Raw genomic sequence first — 19266 nt, forward strand, 5'->3', positions numbered from 1 at the left:
AATCTGCCGATTTTCCGGAGCTAACACACCATGAGTGCATCACCCGATCTCTCTGCAGCCATTGCCGACAGCGATGCCGAGCAATTACGCAAACTGGGTTACACCTCGAACTTCAATCGCAGCATGAGCCTGTGGGAAAACTTCGCCCTGGGCTTCACGTATCTCTCTCCGGTCGTAGGGGTTTATACCCTGTTCGGCCTGTGCCTCGCCGCTGGCGGGCCGCCAATGTTCTGGGCCTATCTGCTGGTCGGTTGCGGCCAGTTGCTGGTGTGCCTGATCTTCGGTGAAGTGGTCTCGCAATTCCCGATTTCCGGTGGCGTCTACCCTTGGGCTCGCCGCTTGGTGGGCAAGCGCTGGGCATGGATGGTCGGCTGGATCTATTCCATCGCTCTGTGCGTCACCATCGCTGCGGTTGCCGTCGGTGCCGGTCCGTACCTGGCCGCCATGCTGGGCTTTGAACCAAGCAACAACACCAATATCGTCATCGCCCTGGTGCTGACGCTGTTCGCCACCCTGGTCAATCTCAGTGGCACAAAAGTCCTGGCGCGAATCGCCATGTTCGGCTTCCTGTGCGAGTTGGTCGGGGCGGTGATCGTTGGCGTTTACTTGCTGGTGTTCGAACGCCATCAGCCGATCAGCGTGCTGTTCAACACCTTTGATATCAGTGTCGACGGTTCGTACCTGCCCGCTTTCCTCACTGCTTCGCTGGCGGGGATGTTCCTGTACTACGGCTTCGAGGCGTGCGGCGACGTGGCCGAAGAAACGCCGAACCCGAGCAAGCAAATTCCGGTCGCCATGCGCATGACCATCTACATCGGCGGCATCGCGGCGATGTTCGCCTGCCTCGCGCTGATCCTCGCTGTGCCAGACATGCAAGCCGTGATCAACGGCACCGACAAGGACCCGGTCACCACCATCCTCAACAACGCCTTCGGCCCGGTGGGCTCAAAAGTGGTGATGGGCGTGGTGATGATTTCCTTTATTTCCTGCGTGATTAGCCTGCAAGCGGCGGCGAGTCGGTTGCTGTATTCCTACGCACGGGATGAAATGGTCATCGGTAGCTCACTGCTGAAGAAGATATCTCCTACAACTCAGGTACCGGTTGCGGCACTGTTCGTTTCCGGCGTCCTGCCAGCGCTGATCATTATCCTGGGTTTCTTCCTGCAGGATGCGGTCGCAACCATCGTCAGTTTCGCAGCGATCGGCATCTACCTGGCGTTCCAGATGATCGTGCTCGCGGCGTTGTATGCGCGTATGAAAGGCTGGAAACCGAGTGGCAAATTCACCCTCGGCGCGTGGGGCTGGGTGGTAAACATCGGCGCACTGGTTTACGGCGTCGGCGCCATCATCAACATGGCCTGGCCGCGGACACCGGATGCGGCGTGGTACATCAACTACGCCATGGTCCTGAGTACGGCTATCGTCATCGGTTTGGGTCTGCTCTACATGTGGCTTGCAAAACCTTACGACCACGGCACCGCACCTGCGGGTGATGCCTGGAAAGTCAGCCGGTAACGGCCCTCGCTGCGGCGCCATTTTCGCGCCGCAGCGATTTATAAAAACCAACAAGGATTGAACATGGACATCACCCGCCGCGACTTCCTCAACGGCGTTGCAGTCACCATCGCTGCCGGCATGACGCCGCTGCAAATTCTCCAGGCAGCCCCAGACGGACGCTACTACCCTCCTGCCCTTACCGGTCTGCGCGGTAGCCACGTCGGCTCCTTCGAAATTGCGCACCAGATGGGCTGGGAGAAAAAGGTTTTTGATACCGACAAGCTGCCGATCAGCGAAGAATATGACCTGGTGGTTGTAGGCGGCGGCCTCAGCGGTCTGTCAGCCGCGTGGTTCTACCGTGAGAAACATCCGAAAGCCCGCATCCTGATTCTGGAAAACCACGACGACTTTGGCGGTCACGCCAAGCGCAACGAGTTCTCGGCCGGCGGTCGTACGATCATCGGCTACGGCGGCAGCGAAGCCTTCCAGTCACCCAATCACCTCTACAGCAAAGAGGTGAATGGCCTGCTGAAGAAACTCGGCGTCGACATCAAACGCTTCGAGACCGCCTTCGACCGCCAGTTTTACCCTGACCTGGGCCTGTCCCGCGCAGTGTTCTTCGACAAGGAAAACTTTGGCGAAGACAAACTGGTCAGTGGCGACCCAACGCCGATGGTCGCCGACGACATCGCCCCCGACCAATTGCACGCACGCTCCATCCCTGACTTCATCAACGATTTCCCGCTACCGCAAGCGGATCGCGAAGCGCTGATCGCGCTGCACATGGCGCCAAAGGACTACCTCGCCGGTAAAACCCTCGAAGAGAAAACCGCGCACCTGGAGTCCACCAGTTACCAGGATTTCCTGCTCAAGGACGTAGGACTGTCGGCACAGGCGGTGAAGTACTTCCAGAGCCGCACCAACGATTTCATGGCCCTGAGCATTGATGCGGTCGCAGCGTCCGACGCCTATTCGGTTGGCTTCCCAGGCTTCGGTGCGATGAATCTCGAACCGATCAGCGAAGAAGCCCAGGCGGAGATGGAAGAGCCCTACATCTACCACTTTCCCGACGGTAACGCCTCGCTTGCACGGTTGCTGGTCCGCAGCCTGATCCCGTCCGTGGCACCGGGTCACACGATGGACGATGTGGTCCTCGCGACGTTCGACTACGCCAAACTGGATCAACCGAAATCAGCGGTGCGCATTCGTCTCAACAGCACCGCCGTCAGCGTGCGCAACGTCGGCACGGGCGTGAACGTCGGCTATAGCCGTGGGGGTCAGTTGAGCCAGGTACGCGGGAAACACTGCATCATGGCCTGCTACAACATGATCATTCCGTACCTGCTGCGAGACCTGTCGGCCGAGCAGTCACACGCCCTGAGTCAGAACGTGAAATTCCCGCTGGTCTACACCAAAGTGGTGATCCGCAACTGGGAGTCGTTCCAGAAACTGGGTGTGCATGAAATCTACGCCGCGACCCAGCCCTACAGCCGCATCAAACTCGACTACCCGGTGAGCATGGGCGGCTACGACCACCCGCGCGATCCGAAACAGCCTATCGGCCTGCACATGGTTTACGTGCCTACCAGCCCTAACAGCGGGATGAATGCCCGTGACCAGGCGCGGGCCGGCCGTGGTCGTCTGTACGGGCAATCCTTTGAACAACTGGAAGCGCAACTGCGCGATCAGCTGCAACGAATGCTGGGCCCTGGTGGATTCAATCACCAGACCGACATCCTCGCCATTACGGTGAATCGCTGGTCACACGGCTATGCGTACTTCTCCAATAGCCTGTACGACGATTCTGACGAGAGCGAAAGACTGATGAACCTGGCGCGTCAGCCAGTTGGGCGAGTCAGCATCGCCAACTCGGATGCGGCGTGGAGCGCTTATGCGCATGCCGCGATTGATGAGGCGTATCGAGCGGTGGGTGAAATCGGGTAAGCCACTGCAGGACAAAAATCCACGGATAGCGCTTGCACAGGTTCATCCGTGGATTTGTGTCGCAATCAAGAAGGCACTATCAACTCAACGGAAGGGAAGTAACTGCGGTAACGCTTGGCATCACGCGTCAGTAATGGCAGTTTTTTTACTGCGGCATGTGCGCCTATGAAAAAATCCGCCAGAACATTATTTTTCCCACCGCCCACTCTTCGATAACGAGTAAAAGCCTTCCCGGCCAGGAACAAGGCGGGACGTGGCATTTCTTGCATCCGCAAACCAAGCTGACTGACCACATCATCCAATCCTTCAAAGGTGGAAAATGTCTGGGACAACTCGGCATAGATAATGGGATTTATCACCAACTCATGAATCCTGGATTGAGCACGTAGCTGTTGAATGGACCAATCAGCCCAGACGGGGTCATCTTCCAGAACGTCGATCAACACATTCGTGTCGACCAAAAGCATCAGTCATCACCTCGCAATAACGCCATCAATTCGTCGGTCCTCCATTTGATGTCAGCCTTTCCACGTACGGCCTCAAATCGGTCAGGAGTCGCTGAATCGATGTCACCTTTTGCCTTATGACTTTGCAGTACGACCTCACCTTGCGCGTTAACGCTAAATTCGATCGCTGAACCTGGCAACAGGTGCAAAGCGTCACGGATGGGTTTGGGGATAGTGACCTGCCCTTTGCTGGTCATGGTGGTGGTCGTCATGCTGATCTCCGCAAAGTATTACTGAATACAGCAAAGTAATACTTAGAATATCGGTCTGCAACCGCCGCTGATCGTAGGTAAATTCTCTTCACATCGAAGGATTTCGGCCGCGACACCGCGTCACGACCTAATCTCCAATTTCTTTAAAACCGCGAAACACTCCTCATCGCATCCACCAAATAACGCATCGCAATCCGGTCGCTCTCCGACAAGTCGCGATACTGCTCGACCAACTTTATTTCTTCTGAACTCAGGCGACGTCTGCGACGGCCAACACTGAGGCAAGGAAATATTCCCAGTATTTCGGTGATGCTCTGTACTTTTGCCATGGACGAGGTCCTTTCCCTATAAAAGAAAACTGCAAAAAAACCCATCGCCCTTTCACTTTTTGACTCACCGATCTGAAGGGCAGAAATCGGTCATGCCCTTAGAATAGAAAGATAATCGGCACTGGAAAGCAGTTTTTAGAGTAATTAGTCGAAAAAAGCAGAAATGCCCTTAAATTCAGAATGTCCTGTCAGAAAAATGAACCGACATTTCTTGTTTCATTGCCAAGCTGTCGCTATGCCATCAATCAATTTGTGTCTGCAACCGAACGGTTTAAGCTATTTGGTATCTGTTTAACGTCCGTTGCGTTTGGCCGAAGGCATGTCCGAACCCCATTTTTGATCCAGCACGTGCCAGGAACGGCGCGGGATTGTTCACGACAGGTTTACTTATGCACCGCAGGAATTTACTCAAAGCGTCCATGGCCATTGCGGCCTACACGGGATTGTCAGCGACTGGCCTGCTGGCCGCTCGGGCCTGGGCGGGTAATGGCGCCGCCGATGGCGACGCGCAGGCGTTCGATTTCGAGGCCCTGAAGATTCAGGCCAAACAACTCGCCGGCCAGCGTTACCAGGACACCAAACAGGTGCTACCGCCGACGTTGGCGACCATGACGCCGCAGAATTTCAATGCGATTCGCTACGACGCCGATCACTCCTTGTGGAATGACCTGAACGGTCAGCTGGACGTGCAGTTCTTCCACGTGGGCATGGGCTTCAAGCAGCCGGTGCGGATGTACAGCGTCGACCCCAAGACGCGTCAGGCGCGCGAGGTGCATTTCCGCCCTTCCCTGTTCAATTACGAGAAAACCACGGTCGATACCCAGCAACTGAAGGGCGACCTGGGTTTTTCCGGGTTCAAGCTGTTCAAAGCCCCCGAGCTGGACCGCCATGATGTGCTGTCCTTCCTCGGCGCGAGCTATTTCCGTGCGGTCGATGCGTCAGGCCAGTACGGCTTGTCTGCACGCGGCCTGGCGATCGATACCTACGCCAAAAAGCGTGAGGAGTTCCCGGACTTCACCAAGTTCTGGTTCGAGACGCCAGCCAAGGACAGCACTCGCTTCGTGGTGTACGCCCTGCTGGATTCGCCAAGCGCCACAGGTGCCTATCGTTTTGACATCGACTGTCAGGCCAGCCAGGTGGTCATGGGGGTCGATGCCCACATCAACGCCCGTACTGCGATCGAACAACTGGGCATCGCACCCATGACCAGCATGTTCAGCTGCGGCACCCATGAGCGGCGCATGTGCGACACCATTCACCCGCAAATCCATGACTCTGATCGCCTGGCCATGTGGCGCGGCAACGGCGAATGGATCTGCCGTCCGCTGAACAATCCGGCCACCTTGCAGTTCAACGCCTTTGCCGATACCGATCCGAAGGGCTTTGGCCTGGTGCAGACCGATCACGAATTCGCCAGCTATCAGGACACCGTCGACTGGTACAGCAAACGCCCGAGCCTGTGGGTAGAACCTACGACCGCGTGGGGCGAAGGCTCTATCGATTTGCTGGAAATTCCTACAACCGGCGAAACCCTGGATAACATCGTTGCCTTCTGGACGCCGAAAAAACCGGTCGCCGCGGGGGATTCCCTGAACTACGGCTACAAGCTCTTCTGGAGCGCTTTGCCTCCCGTGAGCACGCCGCTGGCGCGAGTCAATGCGACACGTTCGGGTATGGGTGGTTTCGTTGAGGGCTGGGCGCCGGGTGAGCATTACCCGGAAGTCTGGGCGCGCCGTTTTGCCGTGGACTTCACCGGGGGTGGCCTGGATCGCTTGCCGGAAGGTGCCGGAATCGAGCCGGTGGTGACGTGCTCGAATGGCGAGGTGAAGGATTTCAACGTGCTGGTGCTGGACGACATCAAAGGCTATCGCATCACCTTTGACTGGTTCCCGACCAATGACAGCGTGGAGCCGGTAGAGCTTCGGTTGTTCATCCGTACCCAGGACAGGACGCTGAGTGAAACCTGGTTGTATCAGTACTTCCCGCCGGCGCCGGACAAGCGTAAGTACGTCTAACCGCTAACGGCAAAATCAAAAGATCGCAGCCTGCGGCAGCTCCTACAGGGAATTGAATTCACCCTGTAGGAGCTGCCGCAGGCTGCGATCTTTTGCGTTCAACTAATCACGCAAATCCGACTCATGAATCGGCTGATCGCGGTGTGTCGCCCGCTGGTACTGCGCCGGCCAGATGGCCTTGCGTCCACCCAGATCGTCGTCGGCGTGCAACGGCCAGTACGGATCGCGCAGCAGCTCACGGGCAAGGAAGATGATGTCCGCCTGACACGTGCGCAAGATATGCTCCGCCTGGGCCGGCTCGGTAATCATTCCTACAGTGCCGGTGGCGATACCTGACTCCTTGCGTACACGTTCGGCGAACCGCGTCTGATAGCCCGGGCCGGTTGGAATCTCGGCGTTGACCGCCGTACCGCCCGACGAGACGTCGATCAGGTCAACACCCAAGGCTTTGAGGCGGCGCGCCAGTTCAACAGTCTCATCGGGGTTCCAGCCGTCTTCTACCCAGTCGGTGGCCGACACGCGAACAAACACGGGTAATTCCTCAGGCCATGTCGCCCGTACCGCTTCAGTGACTTGCAACACCAGACGAATCCGGTTTTCGAAAGAACCGCCGTATTGATCGCGACGCTGATTACTCAATGGCGAAAGAAACTGGTGCAACAGGTAACCGTGGGCGGCGTGGACTTCAACCACTTTGAAACCCGCCGTCAGGGCGCGCTTTGCCGAGTCGACAAAGGCTTGAATGACCTGGGCGATCGCGCCTTCATCAAGCTGCGTGGGCGGCGTGTGCTGGGGGTCGAATGCGATGGGCGAAGGCCCTACCGGCACCCAGCCACCGTCTTCGGGTTTGACGCTGCCGTGTTTGCCCAGCCATGGCCGATAAGTGCTGGCCTTGCGCCCGGCGTGTGCCAACTGGATGCCGGCAACAGCCCCCTGCGCGGCGATAAAGCGCGTGATGCGCTGCAATGGTTCGATCTGTTCATCATTCCATAAGCCGAGATCCTCGGCGGTAATGCGTCCATCGGCGGTGACGGCGGTGGCTTCAGTAAAAATCAGCCCCGCACCGCCAACTGCACGGCTGCCGAGGTGGACCAGGTGCCAGTCATTGGCCAGGCCATCGACGCTGGAGTATTGGCACATGGGCGATACCGCAATGCGGTTGAGCAGGGTCAGTTGGCGAAGGGTATAGGGTTCTAGCAGCAGACTCATGGGGCACCTCTCGAATCAGTGGGCAGGCTCCAGGGTTCTGTTTGAAAAGTCGACGAGTGACAGGAAAGAGGTACAGCGCCCGCCCCCGCGGGCAAAAAATTCGACAAGACGTCACAAGGATTATCAAGCAGTGCTTAGAGCCTAGTCGACATCGGGGGATGAGGGAGGGTTCAGATGAATTCGGTGAAAGGGGTTATCGCGGGCAAGCCCGCGATGGGCTCAGCGCGGTTCGATATGGGCAATCATCAACTGCACGGTCTCGTTGCCACGAAACTCGTTGAGGTCGAGTTTGTAGGCCAGCTCCACCCACTTGATGGTCGGATTTGGCCAGATGTCGCGGTCGATTCCGAACGCAATGCCATCGAGCTTCACCGAGCCGCACTCGCTTCGCAGCACGACTTTGAGGTGACGTTCACCGACCACACGTTGCTCGACCAGCTGAAACACGCCATGGAACAACGGCTCCGGAAAATGCTGCCCCCAGGGGCCGGCATGCCGCAAGGCGCGCGCCAGCTCCAGGTGAAATTCCTCGACCGCCAGCGTGCCGTCCGACAGCAGGCGCCCGGTCAGGTCTTCTTCGCGCAATTGCCGGCGCACTTCAGCGTCGAATGCCTCGGCGAACAGCGGAAAATTCGCTTCAGGTAGTGTCAAGCCTGCCGCCATAGCATGGCCGCCGTACTTGCTGATCAACGTGGGGTGTTGCGCTGCCACCACGCTCAAGGCATCGCGAATATGAAAACCCTGCACCGAACGCCCAGAGCCCTTGAGCAAGCCATCGCCCGCATCGGCAAAGGCGATGGTCGGACGGAAATAGCGCTCTTTCATACGGGACGCGAGGATACCGATGACGCCCTGGTGCCATTCCGGATCGAACAGGCACAAGCCGAACGGCATGGATTCGACCGGTAAATCCTTGAGCTGGGCCAGCGCCTCACGCTGCATGCCTTGCTCGATGGATTTACGGTCCTGGTTCATGCCGTCGAGCTGGATTGCCATTTCCCGGGCAAGCCCCGCGTCTTCAGTGAGCAGGCATTCGATGCCCAGGCTCATGTCATCCAGACGCCCCGCCGCGTTCAGGCGTGGACCGACAATGAAGCCCAGATCGGTGGAGGTAATGCGCGCTGGCTCACGTTTGGCCACTTCAAGGATCGCCTTGACGCCGGGTCGAGCACGTCCGGCGCGAATCCGCTCAAGACCTTGATGCACCAGAATCCGGTTGTTGGCATCCAGCGGGACCACGTCGGCTACGCTGCCCAGGGCCACCAGATCCAGCAACTCGCCAATGTTCGGCTGCGGCTTGCTCTCATACCAACCAAGACTGCGCAAACGTGCACGCAAGGCCATCAACACGTAGAAAATCACCCCGACACCGGCCAGTGCCTTGCTTGGAAATTCGCAACCTGGCTGATTGGGATTGACGATGGCATCGGCCAACGGCAGTTCATCGCCTGGCAGGTGGTGGTCGGTCACCAACACCTGAAGACCGGCGTTCTTCGCTGCCGCGACGCCTTCAACGCTGGAGATGCCGTTGTCCACCGTTATCAGCAACTGCGGGGTACGCGTGAGGGCGACTTCAACGATTTCCGGTGTCAGGCCGTAGCCGTACTCGAAACGGTTCGGCACCAAATAGTCGACATGCGCCGCGCCCAGCAAACGCAAGCCCAACACGCCCACCGTACTGGCGGTCGCGCCATCGGCATCGAAGTCGCCGACAATCAGAATCCGCTGTCGCTGCTCCAGGGCCGTCACCAACAGGTCCACCGCCGCCTCGATGCCCCTGAGCTGCTGGAACGGGATCAACCGCGCCAGGCTCTTGTCCAGTTCAGCCTCGGACTGCACGCCACGCGCTGCGTACAGGCGGGTCAACAGTGGGGGAATATCACCGAGGAAGGGCAGGATGTCGGGCAGCAGGCGAGGTTCGATACGCATGGGGTGACAGGTGCTTCTCTTGAATAGGTAGGAAATATCGGGCGCTGTGGACTGACGTGAAAAGAATCAGCCCCGTTCGCCGCTCAGCCATTGCAACTGGACTTCGTGTTGACCACGGTCGTCGGTGACGAAAATCGTCCCTTCGCTGATCATCACGTCCCACTTGATAACGCGGGGCATGTCCTTGGCCAGGGTTTCCAGCACATCCTGCGGCACGGCGGCGATGTGCACGTTCTTCAGGTTCTTGATCGCCGGGATAACCTTGGTTTCCCACACGCGCAGGCTGCCGTAGGCCAACAAGCTGGTGCGTTCGGTACGACGGGAGCACCAGGTCAGACGGTCCGCATCGGGCTGGCCGACTTCGATCCAGTGCAGAACGCGGTCATCCAGGCTTTTTTCCCACAAGGCAGGTTCATCCACGTCTGACAGACCGCGACCAAACGACAGTTGCTCGTTGTACCAGAAGGCGTAGGCAAGCAGGCGCACGGTCATGCGTTCTTCGGTTTCCGAAGGGTGACGGGCGATGGTCTGCTTCACGCTCTCGTAAACACTGCGGTCGAGGTCGGTGAGGTTCAGTTCAAACTTGTAGGTCGTGGACGGCTGGGCCATGAACGGGCTTCTTGATACGGAGAAAGGCGGCAAGTCTAACCGATGCGGCAGGCAATCAACGAATTCAAGCGATGAACCTTGGGCGACTGACGCCGGGCTATGCTAAAACGCTCTACCAGCCAGCCTTTGTCCTACAGGATCCAGCATGCCGTTCACCGCCAAACCGCTCTCAGGTCTGAAAGTCATTGAATTGGGTACGTTGATCGCCGGGCCCTTTGCCTCGCGCATTTGCGGCGAGTTCGGTGCTGACGTGATCAAGATTGAATCCCCGAACGGCGGCGATCCGTTGCGCAAATGGCGCAAGCTGTATGAAGGCACCTCGTTATGGTGGTTCGTTCAGGCGCGCAACAAAAAGTCCCTGACCCTGAACCTGAAACACCCCGACGGCCTGGCCATTCTGAAAAAGCTGCTCGGCGAAGCAGACATATTGATCGAGAATTTTCGTCCAGGCGTGTTGGAAAAACTTGGCCTGGGGTGGGACGTTTTACATGCCCTGAATCCTAAACTGGTCATGGTTCGTCTTTCGGGTTTCGGCCAGACCGGGCCGATGAAAGATCAACCGGGGTTTGGCGCTGTTGGTGAGTCCATGGGCGGCCTGCGCTACATCACGGGCTTTGAGGACCGACCTCCAGTGCGTACCGGGATTTCGATTGGCGACTCGATCGCCGCACTCTGGGGCGTGATTGGTGCGCTGATGGCGTTGCGTCATCGCGAGGTCAATGGTGGACAGGGTCAAGTGGTGGATGTGGCGCTCTATGAAGCGATCTTCGCCATGATGGAAAGTATGGTGCCGGAGTTCGACGTGTTCGGCTTCATCCGCGAACGTACCGGCAACATCATGCCGGGTATCACGCCCTCCTCGATTCACACCAGCGCCGATGGCAAACACGTGCAGATCGGCGCGAATGGCGATGCCATCTTCAAGCGTTTCATGCTGATCATCGGTCGGGAAGACCTGGCCAACGACCCGGTCCTGGCCAGTAACGATGGCCGTGACACGCGCCGGGACGAGCTCTATGGGGTGATTGATCGCTGGGTCAACTCGCTGCCACTGGACACCATCATCGAGCAGCTGAATCAGGCCGAGGTACCGGCCAGCCGAATATTCAGTGCCGAAGACATGTTCAGTGATCCGCAGTACCTGGCCCGAGAGATGTTCCTGAAGGCCAAGCTGCCGGACGGCAAGGATTTCAAGATGCCGGGGATCGTGCCGAAACTCTCAGAGACACCCGGTACGTCGGAATGGGTCGGGCCGAAGTTGGGCGAACACAATGTGCAGGTACTCAACGATCTTGGTTACGACGATGCGCAGATCGCAAAGCTGCGTGAAGACGGGGCTATCTAAGCTGAAACGCCAGTTTTCGCCGCTGCACACACGCGTCCTGTCGCAACGAGGCAGGGGCGTGTGCGTGTACGTGGCCTTTATTTTGCTCATGGGTTCGATGTCGTCACCGATGGCGCAACCCAAGGAAGCCCTGGTCTGGCTATTGCGGGATCTGCCGCCACTGATGATTTTCGAAGGCCCGAAAAAGGGTCAGGGCGTCATTGATCAGCTGTTGCCCCTGTTGATTGCCGGCATGCCGCAATACACGCACACCCTGATGCGGGTCAATCGTGCGCGCGGTTTGCAAATGCTCCACGAGCCTTCCCTGACGTGCGATGCCGCATTGAATCGGAGCAAGGAGCGTGAGCGCTGGATCGTCTTTTCCATTCCAGTGTTTCGGGCCATGAGCAATGGTCTGGCGGTGCGGCGTGTCGACCGCGAGTCGCTCGCGCCCTTTGTTCAGGACGGTGAAGTGGACCTCGCAGCGCTGCTGGCCAGCGGCAGCGAGAAGCTTGGCATCATTGCCGAGCGCAACTACGGCGACTACCTCGACGGGCTGCTCAAACAAGCACCGCCCAACGCCCTCACCGCCCACTATGGCAACGATGCACTGGGCAGCCTGCTGCAGATGCAACGTCTGGGGCGCTTGCGAGTCGTGTTGGGGTATCGCCCGGAAATACGCTACCAGGCGGAACAGCAAGGCATTGCCGTGGATGAGTTGCAGTTCTATCCGATTCGCGGGGCAGAGAAGTTCCTGTCCGGCTACATCGGCTGTACCGACACGCCGCAGGGTCGACAGGCAATTGTCGAGATCAACCAACTGCTGCGCAAACTGCCCCGCGATCGATTGAGCGAGGCCTACGCTGCGTGGCTCGACCCGGAAAGTCGGCGTGCCTATCTGGAAGAATCCAGGGTGTATTTCGAGCAGCAAGCCCAGCCATGACAAATCGCGGGCAAAAAGAAACCCCGAGAAGTGGGGAGACGACTCGGGGTTAAACGTGGCCTACATAAAGACCAGTAACAGCAAGCTACAAGCACCGGAGCACAATGCTTGATCCTGCTGTTACATGCTCTGACAGGCTTTCGTGCAGGATGGTTCCCACACACTCCAATTCAATTTCGGCTTGCCAGGATTTTGTCCTGAGCGGCGTTACGCAAGGCCGCGATGACGCAGGGTTCCAGCCGACCTTCGGCAATCATGACGTCACGGTGCAGACCGTCGACGACATCCGTCAGCAAACGCTTGTCGCTCAATTGAGCCTGATTGAATGCTCGCTCGACCACGATTGCGCCGGTCGAACTCTTCAGGGTCACCAGGCATTCGCCATGGGCGCCCGATGGGGTCAGCGTGACTTGATACGGGCTTAGAGCCTCACCGAGCAACAGACTGATACTTTCCATCTCGATCACCACTCAATAGTCCGAAAACAAAAGTGCCTGGGGCAGGCCTACTCTAAATGACCGCTGGCCTGAGAAGAAAGTTCTGGATTTCAATTGCAGGCGGGTTGGCGCCTTGGGTTGATGGAGCATGCACGGGAAAGATGACAGGGAAAAAACACGCGGTCGCGAAATCAAAAAACCCGTCGGAAGACAGGTTTTTTGTTGTGACTGACGCGGCCCGATTACAACGGCTTGCCGCGATTGCCATGCTGACTGACGAAAGCCTGTACCGCTTTCAGATCATTCGGCAACACGGTGCAGCGCTCATCCCGATCAAACAGATCGGTCAGGTGCACAGGCAGCTCCAGCGCTTTACCCACACCGGCTTTTTCCACGGCATCCGGGAATTTTACCGGGTGGGCCGTCCCCAGGATGACCATCGGAATGTCCAGGCTGCGACGGCATTCACGCGCGGCCTTGACGCCAATGGCGGTGTGCGGGTCCAGCAGCTCGCCGGTCTGCTCGTACACCTCGGCAATGGTCTCGCAGGTCTGTGCGTCATCCACGGCCAGGGAGTCGAACAACTTGCGGGCCTCGGTCCAGCGCTCTTGTTCGACGCTGAAACCGCCACCCTGCTTGAAGCTGTCCATCAAACCGGCGATCGCCGCGCCATTACGACCGTGCAGGTCAAACAGCAGACGCTCGAAGTTCGACGACACCATGATGTCCATGGACGGCGACAGCGTGGCGTGCAAAGTTTCCTTGACGTACTGATTGCCGCTCATGAAGCGGTGCAGGATGTCGTTGCGGTTGGTGGCGACGATCAGCTGGTTGATCGGCAGACCCATGTTGCGTGCCAGGTAGCCGGCGAAGATGTCGCCGAAGTTGCCGGTAGGCACCGAGAACGATACCGAGCGAGCCGGGCCGCCCAACTGCAGGGCTGCGTGGAAGTAGTAAACGATCTGGGCCATGATCCGCGCCCAGTTGATCGAGTTCACTGCCACCAGACGCGTGCCTTTGAGGAAGCTCTGGTCGGCGAAGCTGGCCTTGACCATTTCCTGGCAGTCATCGAAGTTGCCTTCGATGGCGATGTTGTGGATGTTCTCGCCAAAAATGGTGGTCATCTGGCGACGCTGCACTTCGGACACGCGGTTGTGCGGGTGCAGGATGAAGATGTCGACGTTTTCGCAGTGCTTGCAGCCTTCGATGGCAGCCGAACCGGTGTCGCCGGACGTAGCGCCGACTATCACCACGCGCTCGCCACGTTTTTCCAGCACATAGTCGAGCAAGCGCCCGAGCAGCTGCAAGGCGAAATCCTTGAACGCCAGGGTCGGGCCGTGGAACAGCTCCAATACCCATTCATTACCGTTCAGCTGGCGCAATGGCGCCACGGCGCTGTGCGAGAACACGCCGTATGTTTCTTCAAGAATCTTTTTGAAATCGGCATCCGGAATGCTGCCGGTAACGAACGGGCGCATCACCCGGAAGGCCAGCTCGTGATAAGGCAGGCCGGCCCAGGACGCGATTTCTTCCTGGGTGAAACGTGGCAGGTTTTCCGGCACATAGAGGCCGCCGTCCGTGGCCAGACCGGCCAGCAGGACGTCTTCGAAATTCAGGGCCGGTGCCTGGCCGCGGGTACTGATATAACGCATGACTGACTCCAATGGACAGTGTTCGCAAAGCCGGGCCCACAGGCGGGCCCGGTGAACGATAACGGCTTAGTTCAGGTGCTCGACGCGGATCCGTACGACCGGCCCCACGACGCCTGTCAGGGCTTCCAGCGCGGCAATCGCGTCGTTCATGTGCTGTTCCAGCACACGGTGGGTCAGCAGGATCATCGGCACCAGACCGTCATGTTCTTCGACTTCTTTCTGCATGATCGATTCGATGTTGATGCCGCGCTCCGACAGGATGCTTGCGACCTGAGCCAGCACGCCAGGATGGTCCTTGGCCTGAATGCGCAGGTAGTAGGCGCTTTCGCAGGCTTCGATCGGCAGGATCGGGTGGGCCGACAGCGAGTCTGGCTGGAAGGCCAGGTGCGGTACGCGGTTTTCCGGGTCGGACGTCATGGCGCGAACCACGTCCACCAGATCGGCGATGACCGACGAAGCGGTCGGCTCCATGCCGGCGCCAGCACCGTAGAACAGGGTCGAACCCGCAGCATCGCCGTTGACCATGACCGCGTTCATCACGCCGTTGACGTTGGCGAGCAGACGATCGGACGGGATCAGTGTCGGATGCACCCGCAACTCGATACCGGCAGCCGTGCTGCGAGCCACACCAAGGTGCTTGATGCGGTAGCCCAGCGCTTCGGCGTAGTTCACGTCAGCGGTGGTCAGCTTGGTGATGCCTTCGGTGTAGGCCTTGTCGAACTGCAGCGGAATACCGAACGCAATGGACGCCAGGATCGTCAGCTTGTGGGCTGCATCGATACCTTCAACGTCAAAGGTCGGATCGGCTTCCGCGTAACCCAAGGCCTGCGCTTCGGCGAGCACATCTTCGAAGGTCCGGCCTTTTTCACGCATTTCAGTCAGGATGAAGTTGCCCGTGCCGTTGATGATGCCGGCGACCCAGTTGATACGGTTGGCGGACAGGCCTTCACGGATCGCCTTGATCACCGGAATGCCACCGGCCACTGCTGCTTCGAACGCCACGATCACGCCTTTCTCGCGTGCCTTGGCGAAGATTTCGTTACCGTGAACGGCAATCAGTGCCTTGTTCGCGGTGACCACATGCTTGCCATTCTCGATGGCCTTGAGTACCAGCTCACGGGCAACGGTGTAGCCGCCCACCAGCTCTATAACGATGTCGATCTCAGGGTTCGTGGCCACTTCGAAGACATCGTTGGTAATCGCAATACCGGTCGTTTGGAACTGAGGCTTTGGCGTGCGCGTGGCAATTTGTGCCACTTCGATCCCACGCCCGGCACGACGAGCAATTTCCTCGGCGTTGCGCTGAAGTACGTTGAAGGTACCGCCACCGACGGTTCCTAACCCACAGATGCCTACTTTGACCGGTTTCACTGTGAACTCCCCATAAAACGGCCGACTCAAGGCCGGCCGTGAAAACAACCGCATACTCGCGGTTCTCTATTAATGGCTCGGCGAACAACGCCGCCGAACCATGATCGTCAAAGGCTGACCGTGACGATGCGAATTTACTTCGCGCCCAGCGCCAGTTTGGCGACTTGTGGCGCAGGCTGGTAGCCCGGAATGACCTGACCGTCAGCCAAAACGATGGCCGGCGTGCCGTTCACGCCAATCGACTGACCGAGAGCGAATTGCTTGGAAACCGGGTTATCGCATTTGGCGGCCTTGATTTCCTTGCCGTCGACCATTTTGTCCATGGCCGCTTTCTTGTCCTTGGAGCACCAGACCGCTTGCAGCTGCTCGTCACCCGGCGAACCCAGGCCCTGGCGCGGGAACGCGACGTAACGCACTTCGATGCCGCGCTTGTTCAGCTCAGGCACTTCGGCGTGCAGTTTGTGGCAATACGGGCAGGTGGTGTCGGTGAAGACGGTGATGTGCGATTTGGTTTCGCCGATGGCCGGATAGACCACGGTTTCTGCTACCGGAATATCGTTGACCAGTTTGGAGACGCCCAGTCGTTCGGTCTTCTCGGTCAGGTTGACCGGCTTGCCATCCTTGAGCTGGAACAGGTAGCCCTGAACGATGTATTGGCCATCAGCGCTGGCGTAGAGCACGCGGCTGCCTTTGAGCTTGACTTCATACATGCCCGGCAGCGGGCTGGCGGAAATGCTTTCTACCGGCACCTCCAGCTCGAGATTTTCCAGACTTTTACGGATGGCTTTGTCGGCCGCGTCATCGGCGACGGCAAAGGTGCTGACCAACGCAATGGCTGCGGCGGCGAAAATATGGGTCAGACGCATGAGAACTCCTGAAGGCGGACAAATGGGACGATCAGAACGCCCGTGCCGAAACACCGGGTCATAACCGCCCATCGTGCAAACCGGCAAAGCCTACCACATAAGGCTTGCGGGGCCGAATGTGCCAGACGCAACACCCTGTGAGTTCGAAGGCCAGGCATTAATGTGGCGAGGGGATTTATCCCCGCTGGACTGCGCAGCGGTCCCAATTGGGGCTGCTTCGCAACCCAACGGGGATAAATCCCCTCGCCACGAGAAACTTTTCAACCTTGAAGACCGAGCTAGCCACGCGGGTGGTGTTTGGCGTGCAGGTCTTGCAAGCGGGCGCGGGCGACGTGGGTGTAGATCTGGGTCGTGGACAGGTCACTATGGCCAAGCAGCATTTGCACCACCCGCAGATCCGCGCCGTGATTGAGCAGGTGTGTGGCGAAGGCGTGGCGCAAGGTGTGGGGTGACAGCGACTTGCCGATCCCGGCCACCTTGGCCTGGTGCTTGATGCGATGCCAGAACGTCTGCCGCGTCATCTGCTCGCCGCGCAGACTCGGGAACAGACAATCGCTGGGACGTCCGCCGAGCAACTCGCTGCGTGCGTCGCGCATGTAGCGCTCTACCCAGACAATCGCCTCCTCGCCCATCGGCACCAACCGCTCCTTGCTGCCCTTGCCCATCACTCGCAACACACCCTGGCGCAGGTTGACTTGCTCCAGCGTCAGGCTAATCAACTCTGTCACCCGCAACCCACAGGCGTAGAGCACCTCAAGCATGGCGCGATCCCGTTGACCAATGGCCTCGCTCAAGTCCGGCGCCTTCAGCAAGGCTTCCACATCGGCTTCCGACAAGGATTTAGGCAATGGCCGCCCCAGCTGCGGCATGTCGACGCGCAAGGTCGGATCGACGGCGATCAGTTTTTCCCTCAGCAGGTAGCGATAGAACCCGCGCACTCCCGATAGGAATCGAGCAGTGGAACGAGGCTTGTAGTTTTGCTCCAGACGCCAGGCCAGATGATCGAGAATCAACTCGCGTCCGGCGTTGATCAGCTCCAGCCCTTTTTCCTGCAACCAGCCGTTGAACAGGGCCAGGTCACTGCGATAGGCATCACGGGTGTTATCGGAAAGGCCTTTCTCCAACCACAGCGCGTCGAGAAACTGGTCTATCAGAGGATGATCGATGGCAGGCATAAAGGCTCAGGCAAGACCGACAGTACGGCTAGGGAAGATAAATCGCAGGCAACAAAAAAGCAGCCCGTAGGCTGCTTTTTTCTGCATCGGAAGCTGGACTTAAGCCAGTTTTTCCTTGATGCGAGCTGCTTTACCGGACAGGTCACGCAGGTAGTACAGCTTGGCTTTACGTACGTCACCGCGACGTTTAACGGCCATGCTGTCGATTTGCGGGCTGTAGGTCTGGAAAGTACGCTCTACGCCAACACCGTTGGAGATTTTACGAACGGTGAAAGCACTGTTTACGCCGCGGTTACGCTTGGCGATAACAACACCTTCGAACGCTTGCAGACGCGAACGGTCGCCTTCCTTCACTTTCACCTGAACGACAACAGTGTCGCCCGGGGCAAAGGTAGGGATCTCTTTGGTCATCTGCTCTGCTTCGAGTGCAAGGATGATTTTGTTAGTCATGCTGTGCTCCTAAGGTAAATCGTCGGATCTACCATCGATACGTTGTTAACTATCGTCCCGCTCGCGGATGTATTCCTCGAGCAGCTTCTTCTCTTCTCCAGAAAGCGAGCGGCTTTCCAGAAGATCGGCGCGTCGTTCAAAGGTCCTACCAAGGGACTGCTGTAAACGCCAACGCCGGATATGCGCGTGATTGCCACTTAGCAATACGTCGGGAACACGCTGATCCGCATACACCTCCGGTCGGGTGTAGTGCGGGCAATCCAGCAAACCATCCGTAAAGGAATCTTCCTCTGCGGAGTCCGCATGCCCTAAAGCTCCAGGCAGCAGTCGTGTAACCGCATCGATCAGGACCATCGCCGGCAGCTCGCCGCCAGACAGTACATAGTCGCCAATCGACCACTCTTCATCGACATGAGCTTCTATGAAACGCTCGTCAATGCCTTCATAACGGCCGGCAATCAGGATCAATGCATCCAGATTCGCCAACTCGCGTACCGCCGACTGATTCAGTTGACGGCCTTGGGGGGACAGGTAAATCACCTTCGCCGCCTCCCCGGCTGCTGCCTTGGCCTGAACCAGAGCATCTTCCAGGGGCTTGATCTTCATCACCATGCCCGGACCACCGCCAAATGGGCGATCATCCACAGTGTGATGTCGATCCGTCGTGTAGTCTCGCGGGTTCCAACAGGTCAGCTGCAACAGCCCCTGTTTCACCGCCCGACTGGTGATGCCGTACTCGCTGATGGCGGAGAACATCTCGGGAAACAAACTGATCACTTCTACGCGCAAGTTAGCCAC

At 58.3% G+C, this 19266-nt stretch carries 18 protein-coding genes; 5 read left to right on the forward strand and 13 right to left on the reverse strand.

Annotated features, from left to right (window positions below):
* Window positions 1-30 precede the first annotated feature (30 nt).
* Entirely contained in the window at window positions 31-1515 is a 1485-nt protein-coding gene (locus H7698_RS09840; protein ID WP_194691256.1) for an APC family permease, read from the forward strand.
* A 63-nt stretch (window positions 1516-1578) separates the two neighbouring features.
* Window positions 1579-3441, forward strand: a complete 1863-nt coding sequence (locus H7698_RS09845) for an NAD(P)/FAD-dependent oxidoreductase (protein WP_194691257.1) — start codon at window positions 1579-1581, stop codon at window positions 3439-3441.
* 65 nt (window positions 3442-3506) lie between these two features.
* Here H7698_RS09845 and H7698_RS09850 read toward each other — a convergent pair whose 3' ends face one another.
* The 3 genes from H7698_RS09850 to H7698_RS09860 all read right to left on the reverse strand — a co-directional run bounded on the left by H7698_RS09850 (window position 3507) and on the right by H7698_RS09860 (window position 4488).
* Complete coding sequence (locus tag H7698_RS09850) at window positions 3507-3908, reverse strand: type II toxin-antitoxin system VapC family toxin (RefSeq protein WP_194691258.1); 402 nt, start codon at window positions 3906-3908, stop codon at window positions 3507-3509.
* Entirely contained in the window at window positions 3908-4159 is a 252-nt protein-coding gene (locus tag H7698_RS09855) for an AbrB/MazE/SpoVT family DNA-binding domain-containing protein (RefSeq protein ID WP_194691259.1), read from the reverse strand. The genes H7698_RS09850 and H7698_RS09855 overlap by 1 nt, the downstream gene beginning before the upstream one ends.
* Window positions 4160-4302: 143 nt before the next feature.
* Window positions 4303-4488: a hypothetical protein gene (locus H7698_RS09860; RefSeq protein WP_162438283.1), complete on the reverse strand. Its 186-nt coding sequence runs from the start codon at window positions 4486-4488 to the stop codon at window positions 4303-4305.
* Window positions 4489-4877: 389 nt separating this feature from the next.
* On the opposite strand from H7698_RS09860, the gene H7698_RS09865 reads away from it, so the two are divergent.
* Window positions 4878-6503 carry a glucan biosynthesis protein D gene (locus H7698_RS09865; RefSeq protein ID WP_162438282.1) on the forward strand — a complete coding sequence of 542 codons (1626 nt, stop codon included), beginning with the start codon at window positions 4878-4880 and terminating at the stop codon, window positions 6501-6503.
* 102 nt (window positions 6504-6605) lie between these two features.
* On the opposite strand, the gene H7698_RS09870 is transcribed toward H7698_RS09865, so the two are convergent.
* The 3 genes from H7698_RS09870 to H7698_RS09880 all read right to left on the reverse strand — a co-directional run bounded on the left by H7698_RS09870 (window position 6606) and on the right by H7698_RS09880 (window position 10250).
* The gene (locus tag H7698_RS09870) at window positions 6606-7712 is read right to left on the reverse strand and encodes an NADH:flavin oxidoreductase/NADH oxidase (RefSeq protein ID WP_194691260.1); all 1107 of its coding nucleotides are present in this window, start codon (window positions 7710-7712) and stop codon (window positions 6606-6608) included.
* 219 nt (window positions 7713-7931) lie between these two features.
* Entirely contained in the window at window positions 7932-9641 is a 1710-nt protein-coding gene (recJ, locus tag H7698_RS09875; protein WP_194691261.1) for a single-stranded-DNA-specific exonuclease RecJ, read from the reverse strand.
* Window positions 9642-9707: 66 nt separating this feature from the next.
* Complete coding sequence (locus tag H7698_RS09880) at window positions 9708-10250, reverse strand: YaeQ family protein (protein ID WP_008151638.1); 543 nt, start codon at window positions 10248-10250, stop codon at window positions 9708-9710.
* A 145-nt stretch (window positions 10251-10395) separates the two neighbouring features.
* Here H7698_RS09880 and H7698_RS09885 point away from each other — a divergent pair, with 145 nt between their 5' ends.
* Both H7698_RS09885 and H7698_RS09890 read left to right on the forward strand, forming a co-directional pair.
* The gene (locus H7698_RS09885) at window positions 10396-11595 is read left to right on the forward strand and encodes a CaiB/BaiF CoA transferase family protein (RefSeq protein WP_194691262.1); all 1200 of its coding nucleotides are present in this window, start codon (window positions 10396-10398) and stop codon (window positions 11593-11595) included.
* Complete coding sequence (locus tag H7698_RS09890; protein ID WP_442966282.1) at window positions 11576-12517, forward strand: TIGR02285 family protein; 942 nt, start codon at window positions 11576-11578, stop codon at window positions 12515-12517. The genes H7698_RS09885 and H7698_RS09890 overlap by 20 nt, the downstream gene beginning before the upstream one ends.
* Before the next feature lie 170 nt (window positions 12518-12687).
* Here H7698_RS09890 and H7698_RS09895 read toward each other — a convergent pair whose 3' ends face one another.
* The 7 genes from H7698_RS09895 to trmD all read right to left on the reverse strand — a co-directional run bounded on the left by H7698_RS09895 (window position 12688) and on the right by trmD (window position 19266).
* Window positions 12688-12975: a DUF3509 domain-containing protein gene (locus H7698_RS09895; RefSeq protein WP_162438277.1), complete on the reverse strand. Its 288-nt coding sequence runs from the start codon at window positions 12973-12975 to the stop codon at window positions 12688-12690.
* A gap of 221 nt (window positions 12976-13196) precedes the next feature.
* A complete protein-coding gene (gene thrC / locus H7698_RS09900) occupies window positions 13197-14606 on the reverse strand; it encodes a threonine synthase (protein ID WP_162438276.1) in 1410 nt (469 codons plus the stop codon).
* A gap of 66 nt (window positions 14607-14672) precedes the next feature.
* Window positions 14673-15977, reverse strand: coding sequence for a homoserine dehydrogenase (locus H7698_RS09905; protein WP_162438275.1), 1305 nt, complete (start codon window positions 15975-15977; stop codon window positions 14673-14675).
* Window positions 15978-16111: 134 nt separating this feature from the next.
* Window positions 16112-16843, reverse strand: coding sequence for a bifunctional protein-disulfide isomerase/oxidoreductase DsbC (gene dsbC, locus H7698_RS09910; protein WP_194691264.1), 732 nt, complete (start codon window positions 16841-16843; stop codon window positions 16112-16114).
* Between the two features lie 278 nt (window positions 16844-17121).
* Complete coding sequence (xerD, locus tag H7698_RS09915) at window positions 17122-18018, reverse strand: site-specific tyrosine recombinase XerD (RefSeq protein WP_162438273.1); 897 nt, start codon at window positions 18016-18018, stop codon at window positions 17122-17124.
* A gap of 99 nt (window positions 18019-18117) precedes the next feature.
* Window positions 18118-18468, reverse strand: coding sequence for a 50S ribosomal protein L19 (rplS, locus tag H7698_RS09920; RefSeq protein WP_063322826.1), 351 nt, complete (start codon window positions 18466-18468; stop codon window positions 18118-18120).
* Between the two features lie 45 nt (window positions 18469-18513).
* On the reverse strand, window positions 18514-19266 hold the full coding sequence (gene trmD / locus H7698_RS09925) for a tRNA (guanosine(37)-N1)-methyltransferase TrmD (RefSeq protein ID WP_090188015.1): 753 nt from the start codon (window positions 19264-19266) through the stop codon (window positions 18514-18516).

The organism is Pseudomonas sp. p50(2008) (assembly GCF_015351605.1).
Taxonomy (GTDB): domain Bacteria; phylum Pseudomonadota; class Gammaproteobacteria; order Pseudomonadales; family Pseudomonadaceae; genus Aquipseudomonas.